The organism is Streptomyces griseiscabiei, from assembly GCF_020010925.1.
Lineage (GTDB): Bacteria > Actinomycetota > Actinomycetes > Streptomycetales > Streptomycetaceae > Streptomyces > Streptomyces griseiscabiei.
The window spans coordinates 3,546,854-3,571,597 of the sequence record NZ_JAGJBZ010000001.1; the positions used below are offsets into that span (position 1 = coordinate 3,546,854).

A 24,744-nucleotide genomic window follows, 5' to 3' on the forward strand; every position below is an offset into this window, starting at 1 on the left:
GCCCGGAATCACGGCAGTCGGGACGCCGATGCGCTCCTGTCCTTAACCTCCGGCATATGCGATCAGGAAACGATCAAGCCCGGCGGGTGCACGGACGCCTGTCGTGCGGTGCCCTTCTGCGCCCTGCCGCGGGCTCCGCCGAGGACCGCCGGTTCGCGCGCTGGGACCTCGCCTCGCTCTCCGAGGGCGCCCTCGGGGAGTGCGTCGACCCCGACTCGCTCACGCCCGCGCGCGAACGGGAGTTACGGATCCGGCTCGGCTCCCACGGGCGGGCGCAGCGGAACGACGACGAGTACCGGAGGCGGTATTGGATCAGGGAACCGGGAGGTGGCGAGGAGGACGGCGGGTACGGCCGGCGCACCCCGCCGGGCGTCGTCGGTACGGTCGCGGTGGACACCTGGCCCATCGGCGCGGGCGCGCTGCTCGTCACATCGCTCTACGTCCACCCGGTGGCCCGGCGGCGCGGGCTCGCCACCGCCGTGCTGGACACGGTGTACGAGGCGTGCCGCGCGGAAGGCCTGCACGGGTTCCGTCTCGACGCCCACTGGACGTGGCAGCGGTCCGTGCGCCACTACCTCAACCGCGGTCTGTGGGTCACCTCCTGGAAGCACGCCCTCGGCTTCGCCCGTCTCTCGTACCTGCCCCGGTACGAGGTCCGGGCGGCCGGGGACGAGGGGGAGCTGACCTTCTGGGCGGCGGTCGGGGGCGAGGCGCTCGTCCCGATGCTCGTCGCGGGCGACGCGGGCGGTCGGCTACGGCTGCGGGAGACGGAGGAGAGCGCGCGGCTGACGGAGGACCGGGACGCGGTACGGCTGAGGTTCTACGCCCGGTCGACGCTGGCACTGCATCTGGCGGTGCGGGGGCACCCGTTGGTGCGAGGGGAGCAGGAGTGGGCGGCGGCGGAGCGGTGGTGCGACCTCGGGGAGCCGGAGGGGCTGGCCTACCGGATCGGTGTGTTCGAGCGGGCGGCACGGGAGGACGGATGGCGGGTGGACAGTCCGTACGGCGCGGCCCGGAATTCGGGTGCGGTCGCGGCGGCGGGTCCGCATGATCGACACATCGTCCTCCACCGGTACCGGGAGCAGTCATGATCCAGCGCACCACCGTCCCCAGCCTCTTCTCGCCGCCCGTCTACGCGCACGCGTCCGTCGTCGAGGCCGGGGCGAAGCTCGCCTTTCTCGCCGGTTCCGTCCCGCTGGACGCGGACGGGAAGCTGGTCGGGGAGGGGGATCCGGTGCGTCAGGCCGAACAGGTGCTGGCCAACCTCGGGGAGCAACTGCGGGCGGTGGGCAGCGACTTCGCGCATGTCGCGTACACCGATGTGTACGTCGTGAGCGGTGAGCCCGCGGTCCTCTCCGCGGTCTGGGAGGTCGTCGAGGCGTCCGGTCTCAGCATCGGCCCCCACTCCTCGACCCTGCTCGGCGTGGCCTGCCTCGGCTACACGGGCCAGCTGGTCGAGATCACCGCGACGGCGGTGGTCCCGGAGGCCTCGTAGGGGGCGCGGGGAGCCGCGCGGCGGGCCGTGCCCGGGCCCGCCGCCCACACCCCCGATTCGAGGAGGCACCCCCTACGGCGCCCCGGCCCCCCAGCTCCTCCCCTTCGGCAACGGCTTCGCATAGCTCCCGGCCCGGCTGGTGGTGAGCCCCAGCCCCACCAGCGACTCGGCGAGCTTCACGGCCGCCCCGACCCCGTCGACGACCGGCACCCCCAGCTTCTCCCCCACCGTCCGCTGCAGTCCGGTCATCCCGGCGCACCCGAGGACCAGCACCTCCGCCCCGGCGTCGCGCGCCCGCTGCCCGGCCGCGAGGAAGGCCCGGGTGGTGCGGTCGGCGTCGGCGAGGTCGAGGACGCCGAGCCCGGTGCCGACGATCGCCGCGCAGTTGCGGCCCACACCGGCGGCGTCGAGGCTGTCCTCGATCTGCCCGCAGGTGCGTTCGAGCGTGGTGACGACGCCGTAGCGCCGTCCGAGCAGACAGGCGAGGTGGGCGGCGGCCTCGGTGATGTCGACGACGGGGACGTCCACCAGCTCGCGCGCGCCCTCGCGCCCGTGTTCGCCGAAGCCGGCCATGACGACGGCGTCGTACGGTTCCTCGTAGGTCCGCAGGGTGTCGAGGACGGCGGCGGCGGAGAGATAGCTGTCGAGCCAGCCCTCCGCGGACTCGGGACCCCAGGCGGGGGTCAGTCCGGTCACGGTGGTGCCCGGGCCTGCGGCGGCCCGGGCACCTCGCACGATCTCCTCGGTCATCGACTGCGTCGTGTTGCAGTTGGTGACGACGATGCGCACGTTCAGCCCTCCACGGCTGCCGAATCGGAGGAGACCGCCTCAAAGGAGGCCGTCCCGGCGGCCCGCTCGTCCCGGCACAGCACCGCGTACAGACCCGCGGCGAGCGCCGTGCCGATGAACCAGGAGTACGGAGCGACCGCGTGGAAGGTCCCCACCAGGGCGAGGACCGCCGAGACCGCGGCGGCCGGCAGGAACGCCCACAGGGCCTTGGGGTTGACTCCCTTGCGGTAGTAGTAGCGGGAGCCGGGCTCGGCGTTGAAGAGTTCGTCGACGTCGATCCGGCCGCGCTTGACCCAGAAGTAGTCGAGCATGATCACACCGAACAGCGGGCCGAGGAAGGCGCCCAGGCCGCCGAGGAAGTACTGCACGACGGTGGGGTTGGAGAAGAGGTTCCACGGGGTGACGACCAGCGCCGCGACCGTGCTGATCATGCCGCCGACCTTGAAGGTGATCTTCTGCGGCCAGACGTTGGCCAGGTCGTACGCCGGGGAGACGAAGTTGGCGACGATGTTGACGCCCATGGTGGCGATGGCGAAGGTCAGGGCGCCGAGGACGAGCACCCAGGTGTTGCCGACCTTGGCGACGAGTTCCGCCGGGTCGGTGATGGCCTCGCCGAACACCTCCAGGGAGCCGGCCGTGACGATCACCGACACGACCACGAAGGCGGTCGAGTTGATCGGCAGGCCCCAGAAGTTGCCGCGCTTGACCGTCCGGTAGTCGGGGGCGAAGCGGGAGAAGTCGCAGAAGTTGAGCATCAGGGTGCCGTAGGTGGCGAGGACCAGCCCGATCGCGCCGAACCACTGCCGCCACTGCTCACCGGTGGAGACCGGGTTCGGGGTCGTGGTGAGGGAGATGCTCCAGCCCGCCTTGGCGAAGATCCAGACGGCCAGCGCGATCATGACGATCCAGATCGCGGGACCGCAGAAGTCCTGGAACTTACGGACCGACTCCATGCCCTGGCTGATGATCATCGCCTGGATGAGCCAGAGGGCGACGAAGCTGCACCAGCCGAGCTGGTGCAGGCCGAGGAAGGAGTTGTGGGTCCAGGACTCCAGGCCCGGCCAGGCGGCCAGCAGCATGATGTTGACCGCGACGGAGGCGAGATAGGTCTGGATGCCGTACCACATGATGGCGATCACGGCCCGGATGATGGCCGGGATGTTGGCGCCCCAGACACCGAAGCTGATGCGGCTGACCACGGGGAAGGGCACGCCGTGGCGCTGCCCGATCTTCCCCATCCAGTTCATCCCGATGTAGATGATCACGAAGCCGACCAGCAGCGAGGTGAAGACCTGCCAGACGTTCATACCGAGGACGAGCAGGCCCGCGGCGAACGTGTAGTTGCCGAGGTTGTGGACGTCGGACATCCACAGCGCGAAGAGGTCGAAGACCTTCCAGTTCCGCTTCTTGGCGGGCGCGAGGTCTTCGTTGGTGAGCCGGGGATCGGGGACGAACGTCGGTGTGCCGGTGACTTCGGCACGGTCGGCGAGGGACACGGAGCCTCCATGAGCGAGAGGAGACGAGGGCGGGGACAGGCATGGGGGAATTGTCCGGCACTCGTGCAGGATCTCAGAGCCGTTTGGTATACCAAACTCCCGTCATGGTCCTCCCGTCAACAGTTCTGACCGATGTCGCTGTTGTTAACGACCCGTAAATCACGCCTCGCGTCGGCGAAGATTGCCCCATGAGCTCCATGGCTCCGGAAGGAGCGAAGATCGAACCCCTCGGCGCGGTGCGCGAACGCGTGCTGGGCACGTTGCGGCAGGACATCATCGCGGGGCGCCTGCGCCCGGGCGACCGCCTCGTCGAACGCGAGCTGGCCGACCGCTTCGGCGTCTCCCGGGTGCCGGTCCGCGAGGCGATCCGCGCCCTGGTGGCCGAGGGCTTCGTCCACTTCGAGACCCCGCGCCGCACGGTCGTCCGCCGTCTCACCCCGGCGGACGTCGCGGAACTCTTCGAACTGCGCGAGGCACTGGAGGTCTACGCCGCCGGGCTGGCCGCCTCCCGTGCCACCCCGGAGGCTCTCGCGGAGCTGTCGGCCCTGCTCGACCGGGCGGCGGAGGCGACCCGCGCCGGGGACGCCGAGACGATCACCGACATCAACACCCGCTTCCACGACCGTGTCCTCGCCATGGCGGGCAACAACCTGCTGATCTCCGTCATGGAGCCGGTCGACGGCCGGCTGCGCTGGCTGACCCGCCAGAACACCGAGTGGCCCCAGCTCCTCACCGAACACCGCGAGCTGTACGCCGCCATCGCCTCCGGCGACCCCGACCTCGCCCGCACCCACGCCCTCACCCACGTCCGCACCAACTACCGGTCGACGGTGCGGCACCTGTTCGGCGAGGACGGCGAGCGGAGTACGGAGGACGGGCGCGGCGGGCCGTGAGCCCTACGGGGCGACGTCCAGCCCCGCCGCCCTCCCCGCCGTGCACAGGACCTCGCGCAGCATGGCGGGGGTCAGCCGGCCGGTGAAGGTGTTGCGCTGGCTCACGTGGAAGCAGCCGAAGAGGTCGAGCCCGTCGAGCGGTACATGGGTGCCGTGGCCGAAGGCGGGCCGTGGCCGGGGTACGTCCCAGCCGGCCTCGGCGAGCGCGGGCAGAGCGGCGTGCCAGCCGAACCCACCGAGCACCAGCACCGCCCGCAAGGTGGGCCGCAGCAGCTCCAACTCCCGGACCAGCCACGGCCGGCAGGTGTCGCGCTCGGCCGGCGTCGGCTTGTTCTCAGGCGGCGCGCAGTGCACCGGGGAGGTGATCCGTACGCCGTACAGCTCCAGCCCGTCGTCCAGGGAGACCGCCGTGCCGCGCGAGGCCAGGCCCACCTCGTGCAGAGCCGCGTACAGCACGTCGCCCGAGCGGTCGCCGGTGAACATCCGTCCCGTCCGGTTCGCCCCGTGCGCGGCGGGTGCGAGCCCGACGATCAGCAGCGCGGCGTCGGGCGGCCCGAAGCCCGGCACCGGCCGCCCCCAGTACTCCTGGTCGGCGAACGCGGCCCGCCGGGTCCGGGCCACCTCTTCCCGCCAGTCGACCAGCCGGGGGCAGGCCCGGCACCCGGTGATCCGGGCGTCGAGCGCGACGAGCCCCTCGCCCTCACCACCGCCACCCCCGCTGAAGCCGTCGCCGCCCATGTCTCCACGGTACGTCCGGTGATCGCCTCTCCCGGAGGGCCCGTGGTGGCGAGACCGGGGAGTTAAGGTCGAGGCATGGCTTCTGAAGGTACGGAGGAGCGGATGACCGGTACGGACCGTACGGACGGTGCGGTCCGTACCGACGGTCCGGCCGGCACGGACCGGGACTCCGACGGGTCCGCGGCGGCGGCCGCGAGGGCGGCCCGCCCGGCGGGCGGCGAAAGCGTGCGCGTCGACAGCTGGATCTGGTCCGTCCGCCTGGTCAAGACCCGCTCGACGGGCGCCACCGCCTGCCGGGGTGGCCACGTCCGCGTCAACGGCGAACGCGTCAAGCCCGCGTACGCGCTGCGCGTCGGCGACGAGGTACGGCTGCGGCAGGCCGGTGGCCACGAGCGGATCGTCGTCGTCAAGCGGCTGATCAGCAAGCGGGTCGGCGCACCCGTCGCCGCCGAGTGCTATGTCGACAACTCCCCGCCGCCTCCGCCCCGCGAGGCCGTCGCCCCCGCGGGCATCCGCGACCGCGGCACCGGCCGCCCCACCAAACGCGACCGCCGCGATCTCGAACGCCTCCGCGGCCTGGCCGAATCCGCGAACGCGGACCGCCACCGCCGCCCCACCTAGGGCCCTTCTGATGGATCTCCGCGGCGTCGCGACGCCCGGCACGCACGCTCGCCGCACGCCGCGAAGGGCCAGGTGGCTCCGCCACAAGACCCTCCACGCCGCACGCCGAGCGCACGCACCGAACGCCGCTCCTTCTCCCACGGAGATCCACCAGAAGGGCCCTAGACCGCATCCGCAGTCCCGTCCGCCCCGCGTTCGTACCACCGGCCGCGGGCATCGTCGAGGGGCCTTCCGGCAACCACCGGGAGGCCCCTCGACGATGCCCGCGGCACCGGCCCGACGCCGGGCAGTGCGCGCTCACGCCTCCCGTCGTACGAACTTCGCCAACCCGGCCGCGTCGTGGCGGCGCACCCAGGCGATGAGGGCGAGCGGAACGATCAGGATCAGCGGTGTCGCCGCGTACTCCCCGTCGAACGCGGTGATCTGGGTGATGAACGCCCCCACCATCAGCGCGCTCAGCGACACCGCCGCGACCGGGGCCAGCACGGGGATCAACAGCCCGACGGCACCCGCCAGTTCGAGCGCGCCGATGGTGTACATCCCCGCGCTTCCCCAGCCGAGCGTGTCGAAGGACTCGACGGCCGACGGGTGCGCGATCAGCTTGGGCAGCGCGCTCGCGAACCCGTAGAACAGCGCGAGCACGATCTGCAGCGCGCGCAGCGAGATCCGGGCGCCCTTGCCGCGCGCGATGCCCTTCGGGGCGGCGGGGGTGACGGGAGCGGTGGTCTCGGTCATGGCATCTCCTGTGTGAAGGCGGTTCCGTAGTGCTGTCACAGAGGTAGACCGGGCCACTCCCCCGAACTCATCGCCGTCCGACGGTATTTCACATGTTCATGCCGCCGGCACCGCCTTCACCCAGATCCGGTCCTCCGTCAGATACCGGTCCACCCTCAGCCCCGCCTCCCCCAGCGCCTCCTCGAACTGTTCTCTGGTCAGGGGCCGCGCCCGGAAGGTCTGGGTCCACTCCCCGTCGGGGAAGAAGTACTCCGCGAGCACCGAGTGGACCCCGTCCCCGACCGGTTCGCTCGACACTATGCGGATGGTGAAGCCCCGGGGGTCGACCCGCTCCCGGGGGATGTTCGCGTGGTAGTCCTCCCCCTCGCGCTGGATCAGCACGAAGCCGTCGTCCGCCACATGCCGCAGACAGGTCGCGAGCATGGCGCGCCGCACCTCGGGATCCCCCGTGTGGACGAGGAACGACGCGAGCAGCACCACGTCGAACGTCTCGCCCAGGTCGAGTCCCTCGATCGGCGCGCAGACCGTGCGGGCCCCGCGGACCCGCTCCAGCATCTGCGCCGACTCGTCGACGGCCGTGACGGTGAACCCCCGCTCGATCAGGGGGTGGGTCATCCGGCCCACCCCGCTGCCCAGTTCGAGGATGCGCGCACCCGCGGGCGCGGCGCCCGCGATCAGCTCCGGCTCGTCGCCCACCGGCAGTCGTGAGTACAGCTCGACCGCGCAGCCGTCCGGGGTGATCGCGCCGGGTCCGGTCCCCTCGTATCCCTTACGCATCTGGATGCTCATATCCGTCCAACGGCCGGACGGACAGAGGCCGTTCCTGTCATGCCTCACTCGATGGGGTGAACCTGTGCGGCCCCGGGGCGGACGCGCCTCACCATGTGAACCACCCGTGCCCGCTGTACCAGTGCCCACCCGCCCGCAGATGATCGCCCACCGCCCGTTCGAGACGCGTCCTGCGCGGCAGTGTCTCCACGGGCAGGTCCGGGTCCCCGAACACGAAGCGGACCGGCAGATCGTCCTCGGGTTCACCGGTGCCGGAGGTGACCCGGAACCGCTCCTGGAACCGGACGATGTTGGCGTCCGCCGGCAGATACCGCTTCAGCTGAGGGTCGAGGAGCCAGGAGTGGCAGCAGCCCGCCGTATAGCGCTCCTGCGGGAAGTGCCGTGCGAAGAAGTCGTGGGCCGACGCCAGCGACCGGTCGCACGCGGCGGGTGTCAGGGGCCCCGCGTAGTCGGGAATGTGCAGGTCGAGGCAGGGCTCCCCGGGGCCCAGCGGCAGACCGGCCGCCGCGAGCGCGACGCCCTCCCGGCCGCCCACGCGGGAGCGCTGGTACTGCAGCCGGCCGAGCTGGAACAGCTCCCCGTGGAAGTGCAGCGAGAACCAGGTCGGCGCGATCAGCCCGCCCACGCCGTACCGTCGGCGGTGCAGCACCAGACCCCGGCCGAGGTCCGCCAGGGTGCGCCGGGAGATGTCGTCGGGGACGCCGCGCTCACGGTGGTACGCGCGTACGTACGGCAGGGCCGCGACGCAGACGTACACATGGAAGTAGCGGCCGAGCGGGCCCGACTCCAGGGGCAGCGGCAGCAGCCTCAGCCCCTTGCCGATCCTCCCCATGTCCCGCACGAGACCCTCGACGCAGCGCCCGAGCAGCCAGGCCGCGCCCTCATCCGCCATGAGCGTGCCACGCAGCGCGATCAGCTCGTTGATGTCCTCGTACGGCACGGCGAGGTCCACCAACGCGTCGAGCAGCTCGTCGGCGTCCGGCAGTCCCGGCAGGTCCGCCGGCCGTGCCTCCGCTCCCGGAGTGCCGGCCCGGTCGGTCGGGCCGGTCCTACCGGTTCCCGGGGCGCTCTCCTTCTCCTCCAGGCCCTTGAGCCAGTCGGCGAGCCTCTCGTCCGCCCGCACCGCTTCCAGCAGCATCGTCGCCTCCCCCGTCCCACCGCGTCGTCCTCTGGAGAACGTACGGGGCGGGGAGTACGTTTCCGAGTAGGACGAGGAGGACGGCGATCCGATGCGTACCGGCAGTGAACCGACGACAGCACGCAGTCCGCTGCGGATGCGGCTCTGGCTGAGCGTATGGGGGCTGATCTGGGCGATCGCGGGCACGGCGGCCTTCGCTCTCGTCGGCCGCCCGGGCTGGGCCGTGGCGTGCGGAGTGCTGTGGCTGATCGTCACCGTCGACCTGGTCATGGTCCTGCGCCACATCCGCCAGGGCCCCCACTACCAGCCGGGCCGGGACATCCCGCCGTACCAGCCGCCGAGGCACCGCCTGCCGTAGGAGGGCGACCTTCGCGAGGCGGTCTTTGGCAGGTGACGCGCGCGGCCGCCCGTCAGGAATCGAACCGCGCCGCTTCCAGGTACTCCGGGTTCGGGTCCAGGGCCGCCGCGAGCCGGAAGTGGCGTTTGGCCTGGTCGTCGCGGGCCTGGCGCTGGTAGGTGCGGGCGAGGGCGAAGTGCGCGAACGCGTTGTCCGGCTCGCGCTCCAGGACGATCGTGAACTCCAGCTCGGCCGGGCGCAGTTGGGCCGCGGCGAAGAAGGCGCGGGCACGCAGCAGGCGGGCCGCCGTGTTCTCGGGGTGCTCGGCTATGACTCGGTCGAGCAGCTTGACCGCACCCCGCGGGTCGCGCGCGGCGAGCAGTTGCTCGGCGGCGCGGAAGTCGATGACATGCGTCTCCGGGGTACGTCCGGTGGAACCGCTGGTCTCGGGCACGGCTGAGTCCTTCCCTTGCTGGGACGGTTCAACGCCCCCCGCGACCCCGCTATTCCTGTGTGTGTTCGGATCGCTCCCGGGTCGTGCGCGCCCGGCGTGTGAGGTCCGCCCAGATCTCCCGCACCCGTCGCCGCAGGTCGTCGAGGGGAACGTCGTTGTCGATGACGAGGTCCGCGATCTCCAGCCGCTTCTCGCGGGTGGCCTGGGCCGCCATGCGGGCGCGCGCGTCCTCCTCGGTCATGCCGCGCAGGCGTACGAGGCGGTCGAGCTGGGTCTCGGGGGCCACGTCCACGACGACCACCAGGTCGTACAGCGGGGCGAGGCCGTTCTCGGCGAGGAGGGGGACGTCGTGGACGACGACGGAGTCCTCGGCGGCGGTGTCCTCCAGCTCTCTGGAGCGGGCGCCGACGAGGGGGTGCACGATCGCGTTCAGCGCGGCGAGCCTCTCCGGGTCGGCGAACACGATGGAGCCCAGCCTGGGCCGGTCCAGGCTGCCGTCCGGGGCGAGCACGCCGTCGCCGAAGGCGTCGACGACGGCCGCGAGCCCGGCCGTACCCGGTGCGACGACCTCGCGCGCGATACGGTCGGCGTCGATCAGCACGGCGCCGCACTCCACGAGCAGCCGCGACACCTCGCTCTTGCCGGCGCCGATACCGCCGGTGAGACCCACTTTCAGCATGCCCCGCAGCTTAGGCCCTGCCACTGACACGGCCACAGGGCCACCCGGCCACCGGCGGATCACAGTCCGCCGCTTCTTCGCTTCGCCGGATCACCGAACTCCGGATCTCAGCCGTCTCCCTCCCGCTCCGCCAGGAACTTCTCGAACTCGCGCCCGATCTCGTCGGCGGACGGGATGTCGACGGGCTCGGCGAGCATGTTGCCCCGTGTCTCGGCGCCCGCGGCGGCGTCGTACTGGTGCTCCAGCCCCTGCACCAGGGCGACCAGTTCCTCGTCGCCCTCGCGGATCTGGCGGTCGATCTCCGTCTGCGTACGGTGCGCCTCCGTACGCAGCGCGTGTGCGACGGCGGGCAGCACCAGACCGGTGGCGGCCGTGACGGCCTCCAGGACGGTCAGGGCGGCGTCGGGGTAGGGCGAGCGGGCGATGTAGTGCGGGACGTGCGCGGCGACGCCCAGTACGTCGTGGCCGGCCTCCATGAGGCGGTACTCGACGAGGGCCTCGGCGCTGCCGGGCACCTGGGCCTCCTCGAAGGGGCTGCGGTGACCGGGGACCAGCTCGGCGCGGTTGCCGTGCGGGGTGAGGCCGACCGGGCGGGTGTGCGGGACGCCCATGGGGATGCCGTGGAAGTTCACCGACAGGCGCACGCCGAGCCGCTCCACGATCTGCTGGACGGCGGCCGCGAAACGCTCCCACTCGACGTCCGGCTCGGGGCCCGACAGCAGCAGGAAGGGCGCTCCGGTGGCGTCCTGGACGAGCCGTACGTCGAGCGTCGGTTCCTCGTAGGCGGCCCAGCGGTCGCGCTTGAACGTCAGCAGCGGGCGGCGCGCCCGGTAGTCCACGAGCCGGTCGTGGTCGAAGCGGGCGACCACCTGGTGGGGCAGCGAGCCGAGCAGGCGTTCGACGATCTGGTCGCCCGTCTCACCCGCGTCGATGTATCCGTCGAAGTGGTAGAGCATGACCAGTCCCGCCGACTCCTGGGCGAGCGCCATGTCGACGACGGCCAGTCCCTTCGGCTCCCATGCGTACAAACCCTGCGGATCAAGCACTGTGACCGCTCCTCCTCGTGTTCCCCCTTCACAACACGGTTCGGCGACCGGGCATTCCCGGAAACCGCTGCACGCGTGCCGCTTTCACGCGTGCCGCCCGCCCGGGACGTTCCCGGTCCTCGGTCGTCAACTCCGTGTCCAGGGCGCCCTGGTCGGTGGCCTTGGCGAGCAACTCCGGGGCCGGGAGGGGGAGCCGGACACACGTCGGGCCCGCGTCCCAGAAGGACGCGGGCCCGAAGTGTTATCGGCTAACTGCTCGGCTGATGGTCAGCCGTGAGCGTTCAGCTCTGGCCGCCGGCCAGCTTCTCGCGGAGAGCCGCCAGGGCCTCGTCCGAAGCCAGGGCGCCGGAGGTGTCCGCACCCTCGGAGGAGTAGGAGCCACCACCCGCGGCCGGAGCCGCACCCGCGGCGTCGCCGCCCTCGGCCGCGGCAGCGGCGTCGGCCTCGCGGGACTTGATGACCTGGGCCTGGTGCTGCTCGAAGCGCTGCTGCGCCTCGGCGTACTGGCCCTCCCAAGCCTCGCGCTGGGTCTCGTAGCCCTCGAGCCAGTCGTTGGTCTCGGGGTCGAAGCCCTCGGGGTAGATGTAGTTGCCCTGGTCGTCGTAGGACGCGGCCATGCCGTACAGGGTCGGGTCGAACTCGACCGAGGCCGGGTCGGCGCCGAAGGACTCGTTGGCCTGCTTGAGGCTGAGCGAGATCCGGCGACGCTCCAGGTCGATGTCGATGACCTTGACGAAGATCTCGTCGTTGACCTGGACGACCTGCTCCGGGATCTCCACGTGGCGCTCGGCCAGCTCGGAGATGTGGACCAGACCCTCGATGCCCTCGTCGACGCGCACGAACGCACCGAACGGAACGAGCTTCGTGACCTTACCGGGAACGACCTGCCCGATCTGGTGCGTGCGGGCGAACTGCTGCCACGGGTCTTCCTGGGTCGCCTTCAGCGACAGGGAGACGCGCTCGCGGTCCATGTCGACGTCGAGGACCTCGACCGTGACCTCCTGGCCGACCTCGACGACCTCGGAGGGGTGGTCGATGTGCTTCCAGGACAGCTCGGAGACGTGGACCAGACCGTCGACGCCACCCAGGTCCACGAAGGCACCGAAGTTGACGATCGAGGAGACCACGCCGGAGCGGACCTGACCCTTCTGGAGGGTCGTGAGGAACGTCTGACGGACCTCGGACTGGGTCTGCTCCAGCCAGGCACGGCGGGACAGGACCACGTTGTTGCGGTTCTTGTCCAGCTCGATGATCTTCGCCTCGAGCTCCTTGCCCACGTAGGGCTGGAGGTCGCGGACACGGCGCATCTCGACGAGGGAGGCCGGCAGGAAGCCACGGAGGCCGATGTCGAGGATGAGACCACCCTTGACGACCTCGATGACGGTACCGGTGACGATGCCGTCCTCTTCCTTGATCTTCTCGATGGTGCCCCAGGCACGCTCGTACTGGGCGCGCTTCTTCGAGAGGATCAGGCGGCCTTCCTTGTCCTCCTTCTGGAGAACAAGGGCTTCGATCTCGTCGCCGACCTTGACGACCTCGTTGGGGTCGACGTCGTGCTTGATCGAGAGCTCGCGGCTCGGGATGACACCTTCGGTCTTGTAACCGATGTCGAGCAGGACCTCGTCCCGGTCGACCTTCACGATGACGCCGTCGACGATGTCGCCGTCGTTGAAGTACTTGATCGTCTCGTCGATCGCGGCGAGGAAGGCTTCCTCGTTACCGATGTCGTTGACCGCTACCTGCGGGGTGGTAGAGGTGGTCTCGGTGCTGCTCGTCATGTGGGAAAGGGCTCCGGTACGGACAGTGAGTCGTAGGTACTGCTACGCCGGGAGCCCGTATCGCTCTGAAGAAGCCGGACAGCCTAGGAAGCGCCACGGAAATCCGATGGCGCCTCGACAACCGAGGGGACATACGACAGATGCGAGCGCAGCCTGCTACGTCTGAGGTGCGCAGGCCCGCAGCGCAACTTGTAGCATACGGGGGCAGCCAGGCAGGGTCAATGCGCGAAGGCGCACACCCGGGGCGGAACGCCGCATACCCGGCACAAAACCTGTCCCGTGAGGCCACGGCAGGCCTGGGAGACCCCTTCCGTGACACCACCGGAGCGGGTCGCGCCACGCAGGTTACGGAAGAGTACGACGAGGGAGCCGATCATCCAAGAGCCTGAAGTCCACGAGCCCTTCGAGGCGCACGAGGCCCACGGGGCGCCCGGCACGTCCGAGGCGGACGAACCGGAGGCCACGCGGCGCGACGCCGGGGTGACGGAGAGTTCCCGGGCCAACCGGGGCTGGTGGGACCGGAACGCCGACGAGTACCAGGTCGAGCACGGCACGTTCCTCGGCGACGACCGCTTCGTGTGGGGCCCGGAAGGGCTCGACGAGGTGGAGGCCGAGCTGCTGGGGCCGGCCGAGGAGCTGAAGGGCAAGGACGTCCTGGAGATCGGCGCCGGTGCCGCGCAGTGCGCGCGCTGGCTGGCCGCGCAGGGTGCCCGTCCCGTCGCCCTGGACCTCTCGCACCGCCAGCTGCAGCACGCCCTGCGCATCGGCGGATCGTTCCCGCTGGTCTGCGCCGACGCCGGCGATCTGCCGTTCGCGGACGCCTCCTTCGACCTGGCGTGCTCGGCGTACGGGGCGCTGCCGTTCGTCGCGGACCCCGTGCGGGTGCTGCGGGAGGTCCGTCGCGTCCTGCGTCCCGGCGGCCGTTTCGTCTTCTCGGTGACCCACCCGATCCGCTGGGCCTTCCCCGACGAGCCGGGCCCTGAGGGCCTGTCCGTCTCCGGCTCCTACTTCGACCGCACGCCGTACGTCGAACAGGACGAGAAGGGGAACGCCGTGTACGTCGAGCACCACCGGACGATCGGCGACCGCGTCCGGGACGTCGTGGCCGCGGACTTCCGGCTGGTCGACCTGGTCGAGCCGGAGTGGCCCGCCTGGAACACCTCGGAGTGGGGCGGCTGGTCCCCGCTGCGCGGGAACCTGATCCCGGGGTCGGCGATCTTCGTGTGCGAGCGGGACTGAACCCGGGACTGAACCGAGGCGGGCACGGGCCGGACGGCCGAGGGCGGGCACGGGCCGGGTCCTTCGCGGGACACACTGGGGGCGTGATCCGTGACGACGCCCTGGACGCGCTGCCCGTGCGCGCCGCCCTGCCCGCGCTGGAGGCCGCCCTGGAGGGGCACGGCACCGCCGTCCTCGTCGCACCGCCCGGGACGGGCAAGACGACGCTGGTGCCGCTCGCCCTGGCGGGACTGCTCGGCGGCGGTCCGGCCCGGCGGGTGGTCGTCGCCGAGCCGCGGCGGATCGCGGCGCGGGCGGCGGCGCGGCGGATGGCCTGGCTGCTGGGCGAGAAGGTCGGCGACAGCGTCGGCTACACCGTGCGCGGCGAGCGGGTCGTCGGCCCACACGCGCGCGTGGAGGTCGTCACGACGGGTGTCCTGCTGCAACGGTCGCAGCGGGACCAGGAGTTGCCGGGCGTCGACGTGGTCGTGCTCGACGAGTGCCATGAGCGGCATCTGGACGCGGACACGCTGGCGGCGTTCCTGATCGACGTGCGCGCGGCGTTGCGGCCGGAACTGCGGCTGGTGGCGGCGTCGGCGACGACGGACGCGGAGGGCTGGGCGCGGCTGCTGGGCGGGGCGCCGGTGGTCGCGGCCGAGGGCGTGTCGTACCCGGTCGAGGTGGTGTGGGCGCCGCCCGCCCGTCCGGTGCGTCCGCCGCACGGGATGCGGGTGGACCCGGCGGCGCTGACGCATGTGGCGTCGGTGGTGCGGCGGGCGCTGGCCGAACGGGACGGGGATGTCCTGTGTTTCCTGCCCGGGGTGGGCGAGATCGCGCGCGTGGCCGGGCAGTTGGGCGGGCTCGGCGACGTGGAGGTGCTCCAGGTGCACGGGCGGGCCCCGGCCGCCGTGCAGGAGGCGGTGCTGACGGGCGGGGAGCGGCGCCGGGTGGTCCTCGCGACCTCGGTGGCCGAGTCCTCGCTGACGGTGCCCGGGGTGCGGGTGGTCGTCGACTCGGGGCTGGCGCGGGAACCGCGCGTCGACCACGCGCGCGGGCTGAGCGCGCTGACGACGGTACGGGCGTCGCAGGCGGCCGGGCGGCAGCGGGCGGGACGGGCCGGCCGCGAGGCCCCCGGCGCCGTCTACCGCTGCTGGGCGGAGGCCGAGGACGCCCGTCTGCCGCGCTTCCCCGCCCCGGAGATCAAGGTGGCCGACCTGACCGCGTTCGCGTTGCAGGCGGCCTGCTGGGGCGATCCACGGGCCACGGGGCTGGCTCTTCTGGACCCGCCGCCGGGCGGGGCGATGGCGGCGGCGCGGAACGTCCTGACGGCGATCGGCGCGGTCTCCCCCGAGGGGCGGGCCACGGAGCGGGGCGTGCGGATGTCCCGGCTGGGCCTCCCTCCGCGGCTGGCCCGGGCCCTCCTGGACGCGGTGCCGCTGGTGGGCGCCGAACTCGCGGCGGAGGTCGTGGCGCTGCTGAGCGAGGAGCCGCCGCGGGAGTACGGCGACGACCTGGCCGCCGCGTTGCGCGGCGCCCGGCGCGGGGGTGACGCCTACGCGGCCCGCTGGCGCGCCGAGGTCCGGCGGCTGCGGGCCGTGTCCGGCCGGGAGGCGGGCGGTCCGGCGGGCGCGGGGGGCGATCGGGGGGTCGGGGTCGTGGCGGCGCTCGCGTTTCCTGAGCGCGTGGCCCGCGGTGACGGCGGGGCGTTCCTCATGGTGTCCGGGACCCGGGCGGAGGTGGGTGAGGCGTCCGGGCTGCGGGGGGAGCCCTGGATCGCCGTGGCCGTCGCCGATCGGGCGGCCGGGAGCGGGCACGCGCGCGTGCGGCTCGGGGCCGCCGTCGACGAGGGGGTGGCGAGGGAGGCCGCCGCGAGTCTGTACGGCCGGGCCGAAGAGGTCGTGTGGCGGGACGGGGACGTCGTGGCCCGGCGGGTGGAGCGGCTGGGGGCCGTGGAGTTGGCGGTGCGCCCGTGGCGGGAGGCGGCGCCGGGTCTGCTGCGGGGGGCCCTGCTGGACGGGCTGCGGGCCGAGGGGCTCGGCCTGTTGCGGTGGTCCCCGGACGCGGTCCGGCTGCGGGAACGGCTCGCGTTCCTGCGGCAGCGGCTGGGTGAGCCGTGGCCCGAGGTCTCCGACGACGCCCTGCACGCGCGCGTGGACGACTGGCTGGAGCCGGAGCTGAGCCGGGCCCGGCGGCGGGCGGACCTCGGGCGGATCGACGCCGGGGAGGGGCTGCGAAGGCTGTTGCCGTGGGCCACGGGGGACGCCGTACGGCTGGACGAGCTGGCACCCGAGCGGATCGAGGTGCCGAGCGGGTCCCGGGTCCGGGTCGACTACGCGCGGCCCGAACAGCCCGTGCTGGCGGTGAAGCTGCAGGAGATGTTCGGGCTGCGGGAGTCGCCCGTCCTGGCCGGTGTGCCGGTGCTGGTGCATCTGCTGTCCCCGGCCGGGCGGCCCGCCGCCGTCACCGCCGATCTCGCCTCGTTCTGGAAGGACGGATACCGGGCCGTGCGGGCGGAGTTGCGCGGCCGGTACCCGAAGCATCCGTGGCCCGAGGACCCGGCGACGGCCGAGCCGACCCGGTACACGAACGCGCGGCTCAGGCGCTGACCGGTTCAGCTGCCGACCCGGTCAGGCGCCGACCGGCTCAGGCGCTGACCGGCTCGGACTCCGTGGGCCTGCTGGACTCCGGTGCGCCGGGCCTGCGGCCCCGGGCCTCGACGTACAGGGCGAGGGCGAGGAGCAGGACGCCGAGGCCGAGGAAGCCCCAGGGCAGATAGGAGGTCATGAGGAGGACCAGGAGGCGCTGGGACTTCACCAGGTCGACGGTGTGTTCGATGTAGTCCTCGCGCATCTTCACGTGCCCGGCGAAGGCGGTCACCTTCTCGCGGTCGCCCAGGAGCGCGCCGCCGCGGAGTTCCTCCTTGTGGATCTCCTCGCCGTAGACGGGCGCCCCGGTGACGGGTTCCACCCAGAACTTGCGGACCGTGGTGTACCAGCGGGTCGTGCCCGTCTGCGCGACCGTCTCCCGGGTGATGCCCTCGACGGGCATGACGCGGGGGAAGGGGACCTTCGTCCAGGGGATGGTCTGCTCGAAGTAGTAGACCTCGACGCCGCGGAAGTCCTGGGTGCCCTTGTACTGGATGGGGGCGGTGATCCGGGCCTGGGCGTCGAAGTACTCGTAGTCCCTCTTCTCCGTGAGGAACGGCCACTTGAACTCCAGGCCCTCCCTCTTCACGGGGTCGCCGTCGACCATCTCACCCTTGGCGTGCACGGGTTCCTGGGTGTGGGCGTCGAAGATGTACCGCTCGGGGATACGGGAGACCATCTCGCCGTCCGGGCCCTGGACGTACGACAGGCCGTCCCAGACGACGACGTCCCGGTCGGTGGTCTTCTCGATCTCCTCGGAGGCCTCCACATCGCCCTTGAGGGTCTGCACGATGGTGACCTTCGGGACCGTGCGGGCGGTCATGGTGGCGTAGTCGAGGAGGGTGGCGTCCTTCGCCTCCAGGACCATGTCCTGGTACTGGTTCGCCGGGATCTTCGCCAGGTTCGGGAACACGTACCAGCGCACCAGCGGGGACAGCGCGGTGAAGAACACGGCGAGCGCGAGCAGGATCAGACCGCCCCTACGGCGCATCTCGGCCTCCCTTGGTGGCGGCTACCGGCGGCTACGGATGTGCGGGGACCGTCGTCAGCAACGGCTTCGGGGACGTCTCCCCCGTCGGCGAGCCCACGGCCGTGAGCGTGAACGCCAGGGCGAACGCGAGGGCGAGACCGGTCGCGACGGCGATCAGGGCGCGCATACGGACCTCCCGACTACGGGCCTCACGACGGAAACTGATGCTTCGTCAGATCCGGCACGGTAGCAACGGCCGGGCGAGATGAGAACACGTCGCGCACACAACGAACGGCGCCCCTCCCGCAGGAGGGGCGCCGCCGTGGCCGTACGGCCGTGTGTGCCGGCTAGGACTGACCGGCGCCCGGCGTCTGCGATTCGGCGGGCGGGGTCGAGTCCGTCGTCTCCGTGGGCTCCGTGGTCTCGGCGGGTGCCTCCACCGTCAGTTCGAGGGTGAGGGTCGCGCCGCCCTCGGTCTCGACGCGGAGCAGGTACGTGCCGACGGTGTCGTCCGCGAACAGCTTCGGGAGGGTGAGAAGGCCGCCCGCGTCGGTCTCCAGCTCCACGGTGCGTACGGGCTTGCCGTCCGCGTCCTTGCCGAAGTAGGGGCCCTTGTCGTTCTCGGTGACGTCCACGAGCGACTTGATGAGGGTCGCCTTGACCGCGACGTTGTCGGCGACGGCGCCCCGGTAGGTGGCCTTGAGGCCGATCCGCTCCGCGAACTCCCCGTTCGCGACACAGGTCAGCGCGGTCGTGGTGGTGCGGGCGAGGGCGTCGGCCTGGCGGGCGGTGACGGTGACCTTGTGGTCGAGGGCGGGCACGGCCCGGCCGACGAGAGTGGCGCGGACCGTGACCGCGCCGGTCTTCTCACCGGCCACGAGCGCGGGAGCGGTGGCCTTGCCCGCGCTGTCGGTGAGGACGGTCGCGACCTTCTCGCCATTGGTGAAGGCGGTGCCCGAGTCGCCGAGGACGGTGAAGCGGACCCGGACCTTCGCCACGGCCTTGCCCGCCTTGGTCTCCGTGCGGGTGACGAGCCTGCCGGTGAAGGTGTCGCCGGCCATGGCCGTGAGGTTCGCCGCGCCCGCGTTCTCCAGGTGGTCCACCGTGTCGGTGGGGGTGCTCGGAGCGGACGGCGGGTTGGTGGTCGGCGGGGGCGGGGTGGTGGTGCCGCCGCCCGGCTTCTCCGGGTCCGGCTTCTCCGGCTTCGGCGGGGTGGGGCTGGGGCTGGGCGTGGAGCCGCCGTTGCCGTTGCCGTTCCCGGTGTTGCCGGTGTTGCCGGTGTTCCCGCTGTTGCCGGTGTTGTTGCCGTTGCCGGTGCTCGGGGTCTCGGGCAGGGAGCCGGTGCCGTCCGGGATCTCGTGGGAGCCCTTGCGGTAGTACTCCAGCCACGTCATGACGGTGTTGTAGTACTCCGTCGAGTTGTTGTAGCTGAGGATCGCGCTGCGCAGGTTGCCGTCGTTCGACAGATCCCAGTCGAAGCGGCACAGGTAGTGGCCCGCGGCGAGGGCGGCGTCGTAGACGTTGTTGGGGTCCTTGGCGCCGTCGTCGTTGCCGTCGCGGCCCGCCCACTCCCAGGTGGAGGGGATGAACTGCATGGGGCCCACGGCCCGGTCGTGCGTACTGTCGCCGTCGTAGGCGCCGTTGTCGGTGTCGCTGATGTTCGCGAAGCCGTTGCCGTTGAGCTGGGGGCCGAGGATCTTGCCGATCGTCGTGCCCTCGGCGTCGACCCGGCCGCCGCGGGCCTGGCCGGACTCGACCTTGCCGATGGCGGCGAGGAGTTGCCAGGGCAGGTTGCAGCCGGGCTTGGAGTCGCGCAGGGACGCCTCCGCCTTCTTGTAGGCGTCGAGGACGGTCGCGGGTATGCCGCGCTCGGAGCCGCCGGTGGTGCCCGAGGTGTCGCCCGTGCCCGTCGTCGGGTTGGGACTGTCGAGGGGCGGAAGGTCCGTGAAGTACTGCGAGTTGCCCGAGGCGGTGTCGTCGGCCTGGGTGCTCATCTCCGGGAAGGGCGAGCCCGCGGACTGTCTGCCCGCACTGTCGGTGGTCACTCCCGGGGCCTGGGAAGCGGCCAGTGCCGCCACCGTGGCCGCGGCCAGGGCGGTCGTGGCCGCCCCCTTGCGGAGCCTCAAACCGAACTGCGCCGCCATTGAGTGAACCCCTCCCGGTGGCCGAACGCCGCTGCGTTCTTCCCGCTTCCGCTTATTGATGTCTCAGGCATTCTTCCGGTTCTCACCGGACCGGCTTCCCTGCCCAGGTACACCGACTCCGGAGTTCCGGTCTTGGTTGCGCTGTTCCGGCATTCCCTTTCGAGAAATCCGTCGGCCACCGCGCCGACCGGCGCGACGACCCAGGCGACCCTACGACAACTTCCGTCGCCCGGACACCCGTTCGTGCCCGATATTCACCTATTGGCCATATCGGTTTGCTGTCATGCGGGCACGCCTCGGCTGCCGTGCGGGCGCGGTTCGACTGCCGTGCGGGCGCGTCTCGGAGCGGCGGGCCCGGGTCGCGCATACTGGCGGACGGTCATCGCCGGGCCGACCTGTCCGGCCAAAGTCCGTCACAGGGGGACGACTTGCCCTTCACGCTCAGCCACGCGGCCGCCGTACTGCCCGCCCTGCGGGGGAACGGGACCGCGCGCGGCCCCTTGGTGGCGTCGGTCCTCGTCGCCGGTTCGTTCGCGCCCGACATGACCTACTACGTGGCGAGCGTCCTGCCGGAGGCCATGGAGTTCGGCGATGTCACCCACTCGTTCGCCGGGGTCTTCACCGTGGACGTCCTCGTCGCCTGGGCGCTGGTGGGGCTGTGGCTGCTGCTCCGCGAGCCGCTGGTCGCGCTGCTGCCGAGGGGGCGCCGGGGCAGGGTGGCCGCGCTGGTGCGCTGCGGGACGGGGGCGCGGCGGTTCAGTCCCTCGCTGGCCCTGTGGTGGTACGTGTCCGCCGCCCTCGGCTCGCTCACCCATGTCGTGTGGGACGCGTTCACGCATCTCGACCGGTGGGGGATGCGGCTCTTCCCCGTCCTCGGCGAGGAGATCGCGGGCTCGCCGCTCTACTGGTACCTCCAGTACGGCGGCTCCGCGGTCGCGGCGGTCGTGATCGCCGTCTACCTCGTGCGGGCCCTGCGCCTGCAGCCTCCGGCCGAACCCGTCGGGGTGCCGGCGCTCTCGTCGGCGGACCGGTGGGTGGCGGGGGCCGTCATCGGGGGCTGCGCGCTGGTCGCGGCCGTGCAGCGGGTGGCCCGCTGGTGGGCGCACTGGGGGGCGGTCGCCAAGCCGTACGAGGTGATCCCGACCGTGTGCTTCGGGGCCGGCGCCGGGCTGGTGGTCGGCGTGGTCCTGTACGGCGTCGGCGTCAGGGTGCGGCGCCCGGCTCCCGCCGCTCCGCTGCCCGCCGCCGACGCGGAGGCGGACAGCTCGGTCCGCCGCTGAGGGCCGGGCGCCGCAGGGGGACCCCGCTGGGGATGCGGGGGCGGGCGGCGCGGGCGGCGTACGGGGGGACGTGGCCGAGGAGGGCCGCGAGGGGGTGGGTCAGCGGCCACGGGTAGAGGCTGTGCGGCCGCCGGACGCGTGGGCCGGCCCAGGGGGCCCGGATGAGACGGGTCCGCACCCCTGACAGGCGGGTGGCAGCTGTCGCTGTACGGCGGCGGAGCGTGCGTATGCCCATGCGGGCATCCTTACGGCTGGGCTCGGGCGGGGGCGCCCTGGTGTGGGCCGGTCGGGTGAGTGCGCGGGGGTCGGTGGGGCGGGGTTCGTGGGTGGGTGCGGGTCCGGTGGGGCTTCTCGCGCAGTTCCCCGCGCCCCTGAAAAGCAGGGGCTGCGCCCCTTGCTTTTCCCCCACCCGACCGCCACCTTTCACGCGCGCCCGAACGTCGTCCGTCAGGCCCGCGAGCCCGCGGGCATTCAGGCTCGCGAGAGCCTGGTCTTTCAGGGGCGCGGGGAACTGCGCGAGAAGCCCCACCGGGCCGCACCCGCCGCACGGACCCCGCACCCACCACCCATCCGCTAGTGCGCCGCCGACTCCCAGTCGGAGCCGTACCCCACGGAGACATCCAGCGGCGCCCTCAACCGCACCGCTCCGGCCATCTCGCGGCGGAGGATCCGCTCCGTCGCGTCGCGCTCCCCGGGGGCGATCTCCAGGACGATTTCGTCGTGGACCTGGAGGAGCATGCGGGAGGCGAGCCCCGCCTCGTCCATGGCACGGCCGACGTTCAGCATGGCGATCTTGACGATGTCCGCGGCGGTGCCCTGGATGGGCGCGTTGAGGGCCATCCGCTCCGCGGCCTCGCGACGCTGGCGGTTGTCGCTGTTGAGGTCGGGGAGGTAGCGCCGGCGGCCGAGGAGCGTCGCCGTGTACCCCGTCGCCCGTGCCTCGTCCACGACCCGGCGCAGATAGTCCCGTACGCCGCCGAACCGCTCGAAGTACGCGTCCATCAGGGCCCGCGCCTCGCCCGCGTCGATGTTCAGCTGCTGGGAGAGGCCGAACGCGGACAGCCCGTAGGCCAGGCCGTACGACATCGCCTTGATCTTGCGGCGCATCTCGGCGTCGACGGCGGACTGCTCGACGCCGAAGACCTGCGCGGCGGCGGTCGTGTGCAGGTCCTCGCCGGAGGTGAACGCCTCGATCAGGCCCGCGTCCTCGGAGAGGTGGGCCATCACCCGCAGTTCGATCTGGCTGTAGTCGGCCGTCATCAGGGACTCGAAGCCCTCGCCGACGACGAAGCCCCGGCGGATGGCACGGCCCTCGTCCGTGCGGACCGGGATGTTCTGCAGGTTCGGGTCGACCGAGGACAGGCGGCCCGTGGCGGCGACCGTCTGGTTGAACGTGGTGTGGATGCGGCCGTCCGCCGCGATCGTCTTGATCAGGCCCTCGACGGTGACCCGGAGCTTCGCCTGCTCACGGTGGCGGAGCATGATGACCGGCAGTTCGTTGCCCGTCTGGCCCGCCAGCCAGGCGAGGGCGTCCGCGTCCGTGGTGTAACCGGTCTTCGTGCGCTTGGTCTTGGGCAGGCCCAGCTCGCCGAAGAGCACTTCCTGGAGCTGCTTGGGCGAGCCCAGGTTGAACTCGTGGCCCGCCGCCGCGTGCGCCTCCTTCACCGCCTGCTGCACGGCGCCCGCGAACATCTGCTCCATGGCCTCCAGATGAGCCCGGTCCGCCGCGATGCCGTGGCGCTCCATGCGGGCCAGCAGCGCGGAGGTCGGCAGCTCCACGTCCCGCAGCAGCTCCGCGGCGCCGACCTCGTCCAGGCGCTCCCCGAAGGCCTCGCCGAGGTCGAGGATCGCGCGGGCCTGCACCATCAGCGCGTCGGCCTCGGCGCCCTCGTCCGCGCCGAAGGCCAGCTGACCGTCGGCCGTGGCGGCGGGGGCCAGCTCGCGGCCCAGGTACTCCAGGGAGAGCGCGTCCAGGTCGAAGGAGCGGCGGCCCGGCTTGACCAGGTACGCGGCGAGCGCGGTGTCCATGCCGACGCCTTCGACGGTCCAGCCGTGCTCGGCGAAGACCCGCATCGCGGCCTTGGCGTTGTGGAAGACCTTCGGCCGGGCGCTGTCGGCGAGCCAGGCCGCCCACGCGGTCTCGTCGGTCTCGTCCAGCTGCGTCGGGTCGAACCAGGCGGCGGCGCCCTGGGCCGCGGCGAGCGCGATCTCGGCGACCGAGCCGGTGCCGAGGGCCCAGGTGTCGACGGTGGCGACGCCGAGGATCTCCGTGCCGTGCTCGGTGAGCCAGGGGGCCAGCTCGCCGGAGCCGAGGACCGTGCCGTCCACCTCGACGCCCGGGGCGGCCGGCTCGGCGGTGCCGGCCTCCTCGGCGCCCGGGTCGACGGCCAGCAGGCGCTCTCGCAGCGAGGGGTTGCGGATCTCCAGGGTGTCCAGGACCATCGCGACGGCCTTGCGGTCGTACGCCTCCCGCTCCAGCTCGGCGACGCCCTTGGGCAGCTCGACCGTGCGGACCATCTCGGTGAGGCGGCGGTTGAGCTTGACGGCCTCCAGGTGGTCGCGGAGGTTCTGCCCGGCCTTGCCCTTGACCTCCTCGACGCGCTCGACGAGGTCCGCGAACGAACCGAACTGGTTGATCCACTTCGCGGCGGTCTTCTCGCCGACGCCGGGGATGCCCGGGAGGTTGTCGGACGGGTCTCCGCGCAGGGCCGCGAAGTCCGGGTACTGGGCCGGGGTGAGGCCGTACTTCTCGAACACCTTCTCCGGGGTGAACCGGGTCAGCTCCGAGACGCCCTTCGTCGGGTAGAGCACGGTGGTGTGCTCGCTGACGAGCTGGAAGGAGTCGCGGTCGCCGGTGACGACGAGGACCTCGAAGCCGGCGGCCTCGGCCTGGGTGGCGAGGGTGGCGATGATGTCGTCGGCCTCGAAGCCGTCGACGGCGAAGCGGACGGCGTGCATCGCGTCGAGCAGCTCGCCGATCAGCTCGACCTGACCCTTGAACTCGTCCGGGGTCTTCGAGCGGTTCGCCTTGTACTCGGTGAACTCCTCCGAGCGCCAGGTCTTGCGGGAGACGTCGAAGGCGACCGCGAAGTGGGTGGGGGCCTCGTCGCGCAGCGTGTTCGCCAGCATCGACGCGAAGCCGTAGATCGCGTTGGTCGGCTGGCCCGTCGCCGTCGTGAAGTTCTCCGCGGGCAGCGCGAAGAACGCGCGGTAGGCCAGCGAGTGCCCGTCCATGAGCATCAGCCGGGGACGGCTGCCGCCGGGGGTGCTGTCGGTCTTCTTCGTTCCAGTCTCTGCCACGCCCCCGATCCTGCCACGTACCACTGACAGCCGGACCCACGGACGTACGCGGGGCCACCACGGACGTACGCGGGGCCACCGGAGCCGGAGTGACACCCGGTGCGGCGCCGCCGGGCAGCACCCGGCGCCGCGCGGCACCGCCGCCGTCCCGCGCGTCGAGCGCGCTCGTTTCCTGTCGGGCGTGCGTGCGAGGATCGAA

General features: G+C 72.1%; 22 protein-coding genes. 8 read left to right on the forward strand and 14 right to left on the reverse strand.

What is annotated here, in order from left to right; all coding sequences use genetic code 11:
- Positions 1-56: 56 nt before the first annotated feature.
- Together J8M51_RS15480 and J8M51_RS15485 are read left to right on the forward strand one after the other, a co-directional pair.
- Complete coding sequence (locus J8M51_RS15480; RefSeq protein WP_086762158.1) at positions 57-1,091, forward strand: GNAT family N-acetyltransferase; 1,035 nt, start codon at positions 57-59, stop codon at positions 1,089-1,091.
- Positions 1,088-1,495, forward strand: coding sequence for a RidA family protein (locus J8M51_RS15485; RefSeq protein WP_086762160.1), 408 nt, complete (start codon positions 1,088-1,090; stop codon positions 1,493-1,495). The genes J8M51_RS15480 and J8M51_RS15485 overlap by 4 nt, the downstream gene beginning before the upstream one ends.
- Positions 1,496-1,567: 72 nt before the next feature.
- On the opposite strand, the gene J8M51_RS15490 is transcribed toward J8M51_RS15485, so the two are convergent.
- Both J8M51_RS15490 and J8M51_RS15495 read right to left on the reverse strand, forming a co-directional pair.
- On the reverse strand, positions 1,568-2,284 hold the full coding sequence (locus tag J8M51_RS15490; RefSeq protein WP_216590895.1) for an aspartate/glutamate racemase family protein: 717 nt from the start codon (positions 2,282-2,284) through the stop codon (positions 1,568-1,570).
- Positions 2,285-2,286: 2 nt separating this feature from the next.
- Complete coding sequence (locus J8M51_RS15495; protein WP_086764356.1) at positions 2,287-3,780, reverse strand: NCS1 family nucleobase:cation symporter-1; 1,494 nt, start codon at positions 3,778-3,780, stop codon at positions 2,287-2,289.
- Positions 3,781-3,968: 188 nt separating this feature from the next.
- Between J8M51_RS15495 and J8M51_RS15500 the strand changes: the two genes are divergently transcribed.
- Positions 3,969-4,673 carry a GntR family transcriptional regulator gene (locus J8M51_RS15500; protein WP_086764359.1) on the forward strand — a complete coding sequence of 235 codons (705 nt, stop codon included), beginning with the start codon at positions 3,969-3,971 and terminating at the stop codon, positions 4,671-4,673.
- Positions 4,674-4,676: 3 nt separating this feature from the next.
- Here J8M51_RS15500 and J8M51_RS15505 read toward each other — a convergent pair whose 3' ends face one another.
- Positions 4,677-5,411 (reverse strand): uracil-DNA glycosylase, encoded by a 735-nt coding sequence (locus J8M51_RS15505; RefSeq protein WP_086764361.1) that lies wholly within the window; start codon positions 5,409-5,411, stop codon positions 4,677-4,679.
- 75 nt (positions 5,412-5,486) lie between these two features.
- Here J8M51_RS15505 and J8M51_RS15510 point away from each other — a divergent pair, with 75 nt between their 5' ends.
- A complete protein-coding gene (locus J8M51_RS15510) occupies positions 5,487-6,032 on the forward strand; it encodes an RNA-binding S4 domain-containing protein (RefSeq protein WP_086764366.1) in 546 nt (181 codons plus the stop codon).
- A 297-nt stretch (positions 6,033-6,329) separates the two neighbouring features.
- Here J8M51_RS15510 and J8M51_RS15515 read toward each other — a convergent pair whose 3' ends face one another.
- From J8M51_RS15515 to J8M51_RS15525, 3 genes are all read right to left on the reverse strand, one after another.
- The gene (locus J8M51_RS15515; protein ID WP_267299220.1) at positions 6,330-6,767 is read right to left on the reverse strand and encodes a DoxX family protein; all 438 of its coding nucleotides are present in this window, start codon (positions 6,765-6,767) and stop codon (positions 6,330-6,332) included.
- A gap of 96 nt (positions 6,768-6,863) precedes the next feature.
- A complete protein-coding gene (locus J8M51_RS15520; protein WP_256964193.1) occupies positions 6,864-7,544 on the reverse strand; it encodes a class I SAM-dependent methyltransferase in 681 nt (226 codons plus the stop codon).
- A gap of 100 nt (positions 7,545-7,644) precedes the next feature.
- On the reverse strand, positions 7,645-8,694 hold the full coding sequence (locus J8M51_RS15525; RefSeq protein ID WP_086754781.1) for an acyltransferase domain-containing protein: 1,050 nt from the start codon (positions 8,692-8,694) through the stop codon (positions 7,645-7,647).
- Between the two features lie 91 nt (positions 8,695-8,785).
- Here J8M51_RS15525 and J8M51_RS15530 point away from each other — a divergent pair, with 91 nt between their 5' ends.
- A complete protein-coding gene (locus J8M51_RS15530; RefSeq protein ID WP_086754782.1) occupies positions 8,786-9,052 on the forward strand; it encodes a DUF6343 family protein in 267 nt (88 codons plus the stop codon).
- Between the two features lie 52 nt (positions 9,053-9,104).
- Here J8M51_RS15530 and J8M51_RS15535 read toward each other — a convergent pair whose 3' ends face one another.
- From J8M51_RS15535 to rpsA, 4 genes are all read right to left on the reverse strand, one after another.
- Positions 9,105-9,485 carry a tetratricopeptide repeat protein gene (locus tag J8M51_RS15535; protein ID WP_086754783.1) on the reverse strand — a complete coding sequence of 127 codons (381 nt, stop codon included), beginning with the start codon at positions 9,483-9,485 and terminating at the stop codon, positions 9,105-9,107.
- Positions 9,486-9,534: 49 nt separating this feature from the next.
- Positions 9,535-10,164, reverse strand: coding sequence for a dephospho-CoA kinase (gene coaE, locus J8M51_RS15540; protein WP_086754784.1), 630 nt, complete (start codon positions 10,162-10,164; stop codon positions 9,535-9,537).
- A 107-nt stretch (positions 10,165-10,271) separates the two neighbouring features.
- Positions 10,272-11,210 (reverse strand): PAC2 family protein, encoded by a 939-nt coding sequence (locus tag J8M51_RS15545; RefSeq protein WP_086754785.1) that lies wholly within the window; start codon positions 11,208-11,210, stop codon positions 10,272-10,274.
- A 281-nt stretch (positions 11,211-11,491) separates the two neighbouring features.
- Complete coding sequence (gene rpsA, locus J8M51_RS15550; RefSeq protein ID WP_086754786.1) at positions 11,492-12,988, reverse strand: 30S ribosomal protein S1; 1,497 nt, start codon at positions 12,986-12,988, stop codon at positions 11,492-11,494.
- A gap of 312 nt (positions 12,989-13,300) precedes the next feature.
- Between rpsA and J8M51_RS15555 the strand changes: the two genes are divergently transcribed.
- Positions 13,301-14,227: a class I SAM-dependent methyltransferase gene (locus J8M51_RS15555; RefSeq protein ID WP_179203001.1), complete on the forward strand. Its 927-nt coding sequence runs from the start codon at positions 13,301-13,303 to the stop codon at positions 14,225-14,227.
- A gap of 83 nt (positions 14,228-14,310) precedes the next feature.
- Entirely contained in the window at positions 14,311-16,812 is a 2,502-nt protein-coding gene (gene hrpB / locus J8M51_RS15560) for an ATP-dependent helicase HrpB (RefSeq protein WP_267299221.1), read from the forward strand.
- 37 nt (positions 16,813-16,849) lie between these two features.
- Here hrpB and J8M51_RS15565 read toward each other — a convergent pair whose 3' ends face one another.
- The 3 genes from J8M51_RS15565 to J8M51_RS15575 form a co-directional block, all read right to left on the reverse strand.
- Positions 16,850-17,842: a DUF3068 domain-containing protein gene (locus J8M51_RS15565; RefSeq protein ID WP_086758272.1), complete on the reverse strand. Its 993-nt coding sequence runs from the start codon at positions 17,840-17,842 to the stop codon at positions 16,850-16,852.
- A gap of 31 nt (positions 17,843-17,873) precedes the next feature.
- Positions 17,874-18,008: an SPW_0924 family protein gene (locus J8M51_RS15570; protein WP_107473766.1), complete on the reverse strand. Its 135-nt coding sequence runs from the start codon at positions 18,006-18,008 to the stop codon at positions 17,874-17,876.
- A gap of 160 nt (positions 18,009-18,168) precedes the next feature.
- Positions 18,169-19,965 carry a lytic transglycosylase domain-containing protein gene (locus J8M51_RS15575; protein WP_267299222.1) on the reverse strand — a complete coding sequence of 599 codons (1,797 nt, stop codon included), beginning with the start codon at positions 19,963-19,965 and terminating at the stop codon, positions 18,169-18,171.
- Between the two features lie 428 nt (positions 19,966-20,393).
- On the opposite strand from J8M51_RS15575, the gene J8M51_RS15580 reads away from it, so the two are divergent.
- Entirely contained in the window at positions 20,394-21,245 is an 852-nt protein-coding gene (locus J8M51_RS15580) for a DUF4184 family protein (RefSeq protein ID WP_086762923.1), read from the forward strand.
- Positions 21,246-21,818: 573 nt separating this feature from the next.
- Here the strand turns inward: J8M51_RS15580 and polA are convergent.
- Positions 21,819-24,545, reverse strand: coding sequence for a DNA polymerase I (gene polA / locus J8M51_RS15585; protein ID WP_086760576.1), 2,727 nt, complete (start codon positions 24,543-24,545; stop codon positions 21,819-21,821).
- Positions 24,546-24,744 lie beyond the last annotated feature (199 nt).

What these genes read in the sequence shown, in the direction of transcription:
- J8M51_RS15480 (WP_086762158.1), top strand. Translation starts at nt 57, where the DNA reads ATGCGATCAGGAAACGATCAAGCCCGGCGGGTGCACGGACGCCTGTCG.
- J8M51_RS15485 (WP_086762160.1), top strand. Translation starts at nt 1,088, where the DNA reads ATGATCCAGCGCACCACCGTCCCCAGCCTCTTCTCGCCGCCCGTCTAC.
- J8M51_RS15500 (WP_086764359.1), top strand. Translation starts at nt 3,969, where the DNA reads ATGAGCTCCATGGCTCCGGAAGGAGCGAAGATCGAACCCCTCGGCGCG.
- J8M51_RS15505 (WP_086764361.1), bottom strand. Translation starts at nt 5,411, where the DNA reads ATGGGCGGCGACGGCTTCAGCGGGGGTGGCGGTGGTGAGGGCGAGGGG.
- J8M51_RS15510 (WP_086764366.1), top strand. Translation starts at nt 5,487, where the DNA reads ATGGCTTCTGAAGGTACGGAGGAGCGGATGACCGGTACGGACCGTACG.
- J8M51_RS15515 (WP_267299220.1), bottom strand. Translation starts at nt 6,767, where the DNA reads ATGACCGAGACCACCGCTCCCGTCACCCCCGCCGCCCCGAAGGGCATC.
- J8M51_RS15520 (WP_256964193.1), bottom strand. Translation starts at nt 7,544, where the DNA reads ATGCGTAAGGGATACGAGGGGACCGGACCCGGCGCGATCACCCCGGAC.
- J8M51_RS15525 (WP_086754781.1), bottom strand. Translation starts at nt 8,694, where the DNA reads ATGCTGCTGGAAGCGGTGCGGGCGGACGAGAGGCTCGCCGACTGGCTC.
- J8M51_RS15530 (WP_086754782.1), top strand. Translation starts at nt 8,786, where the DNA reads ATGCGTACCGGCAGTGAACCGACGACAGCACGCAGTCCGCTGCGGATG.
- coaE (WP_086754784.1), bottom strand. Translation starts at nt 10,164, where the DNA reads ATGCTGAAAGTGGGTCTCACCGGCGGTATCGGCGCCGGCAAGAGCGAG.
- rpsA (WP_086754786.1), bottom strand. Translation starts at nt 12,988, where the DNA reads ATGACGAGCAGCACCGAGACCACCTCTACCACCCCGCAGGTAGCGGTC.
- J8M51_RS15565 (WP_086758272.1), bottom strand. Translation starts at nt 17,842, where the DNA reads ATGCGCCGTAGGGGCGGTCTGATCCTGCTCGCGCTCGCCGTGTTCTTC.
- J8M51_RS15570 (WP_107473766.1), bottom strand. Translation starts at nt 18,008, where the DNA reads ATGCGCGCCCTGATCGCCGTCGCGACCGGTCTCGCCCTCGCGTTCGCC.
- J8M51_RS15575 (WP_267299222.1), bottom strand. Translation starts at nt 19,965, where the DNA reads ATGGCGGCGCAGTTCGGTTTGAGGCTCCGCAAGGGGGCGGCCACGACC.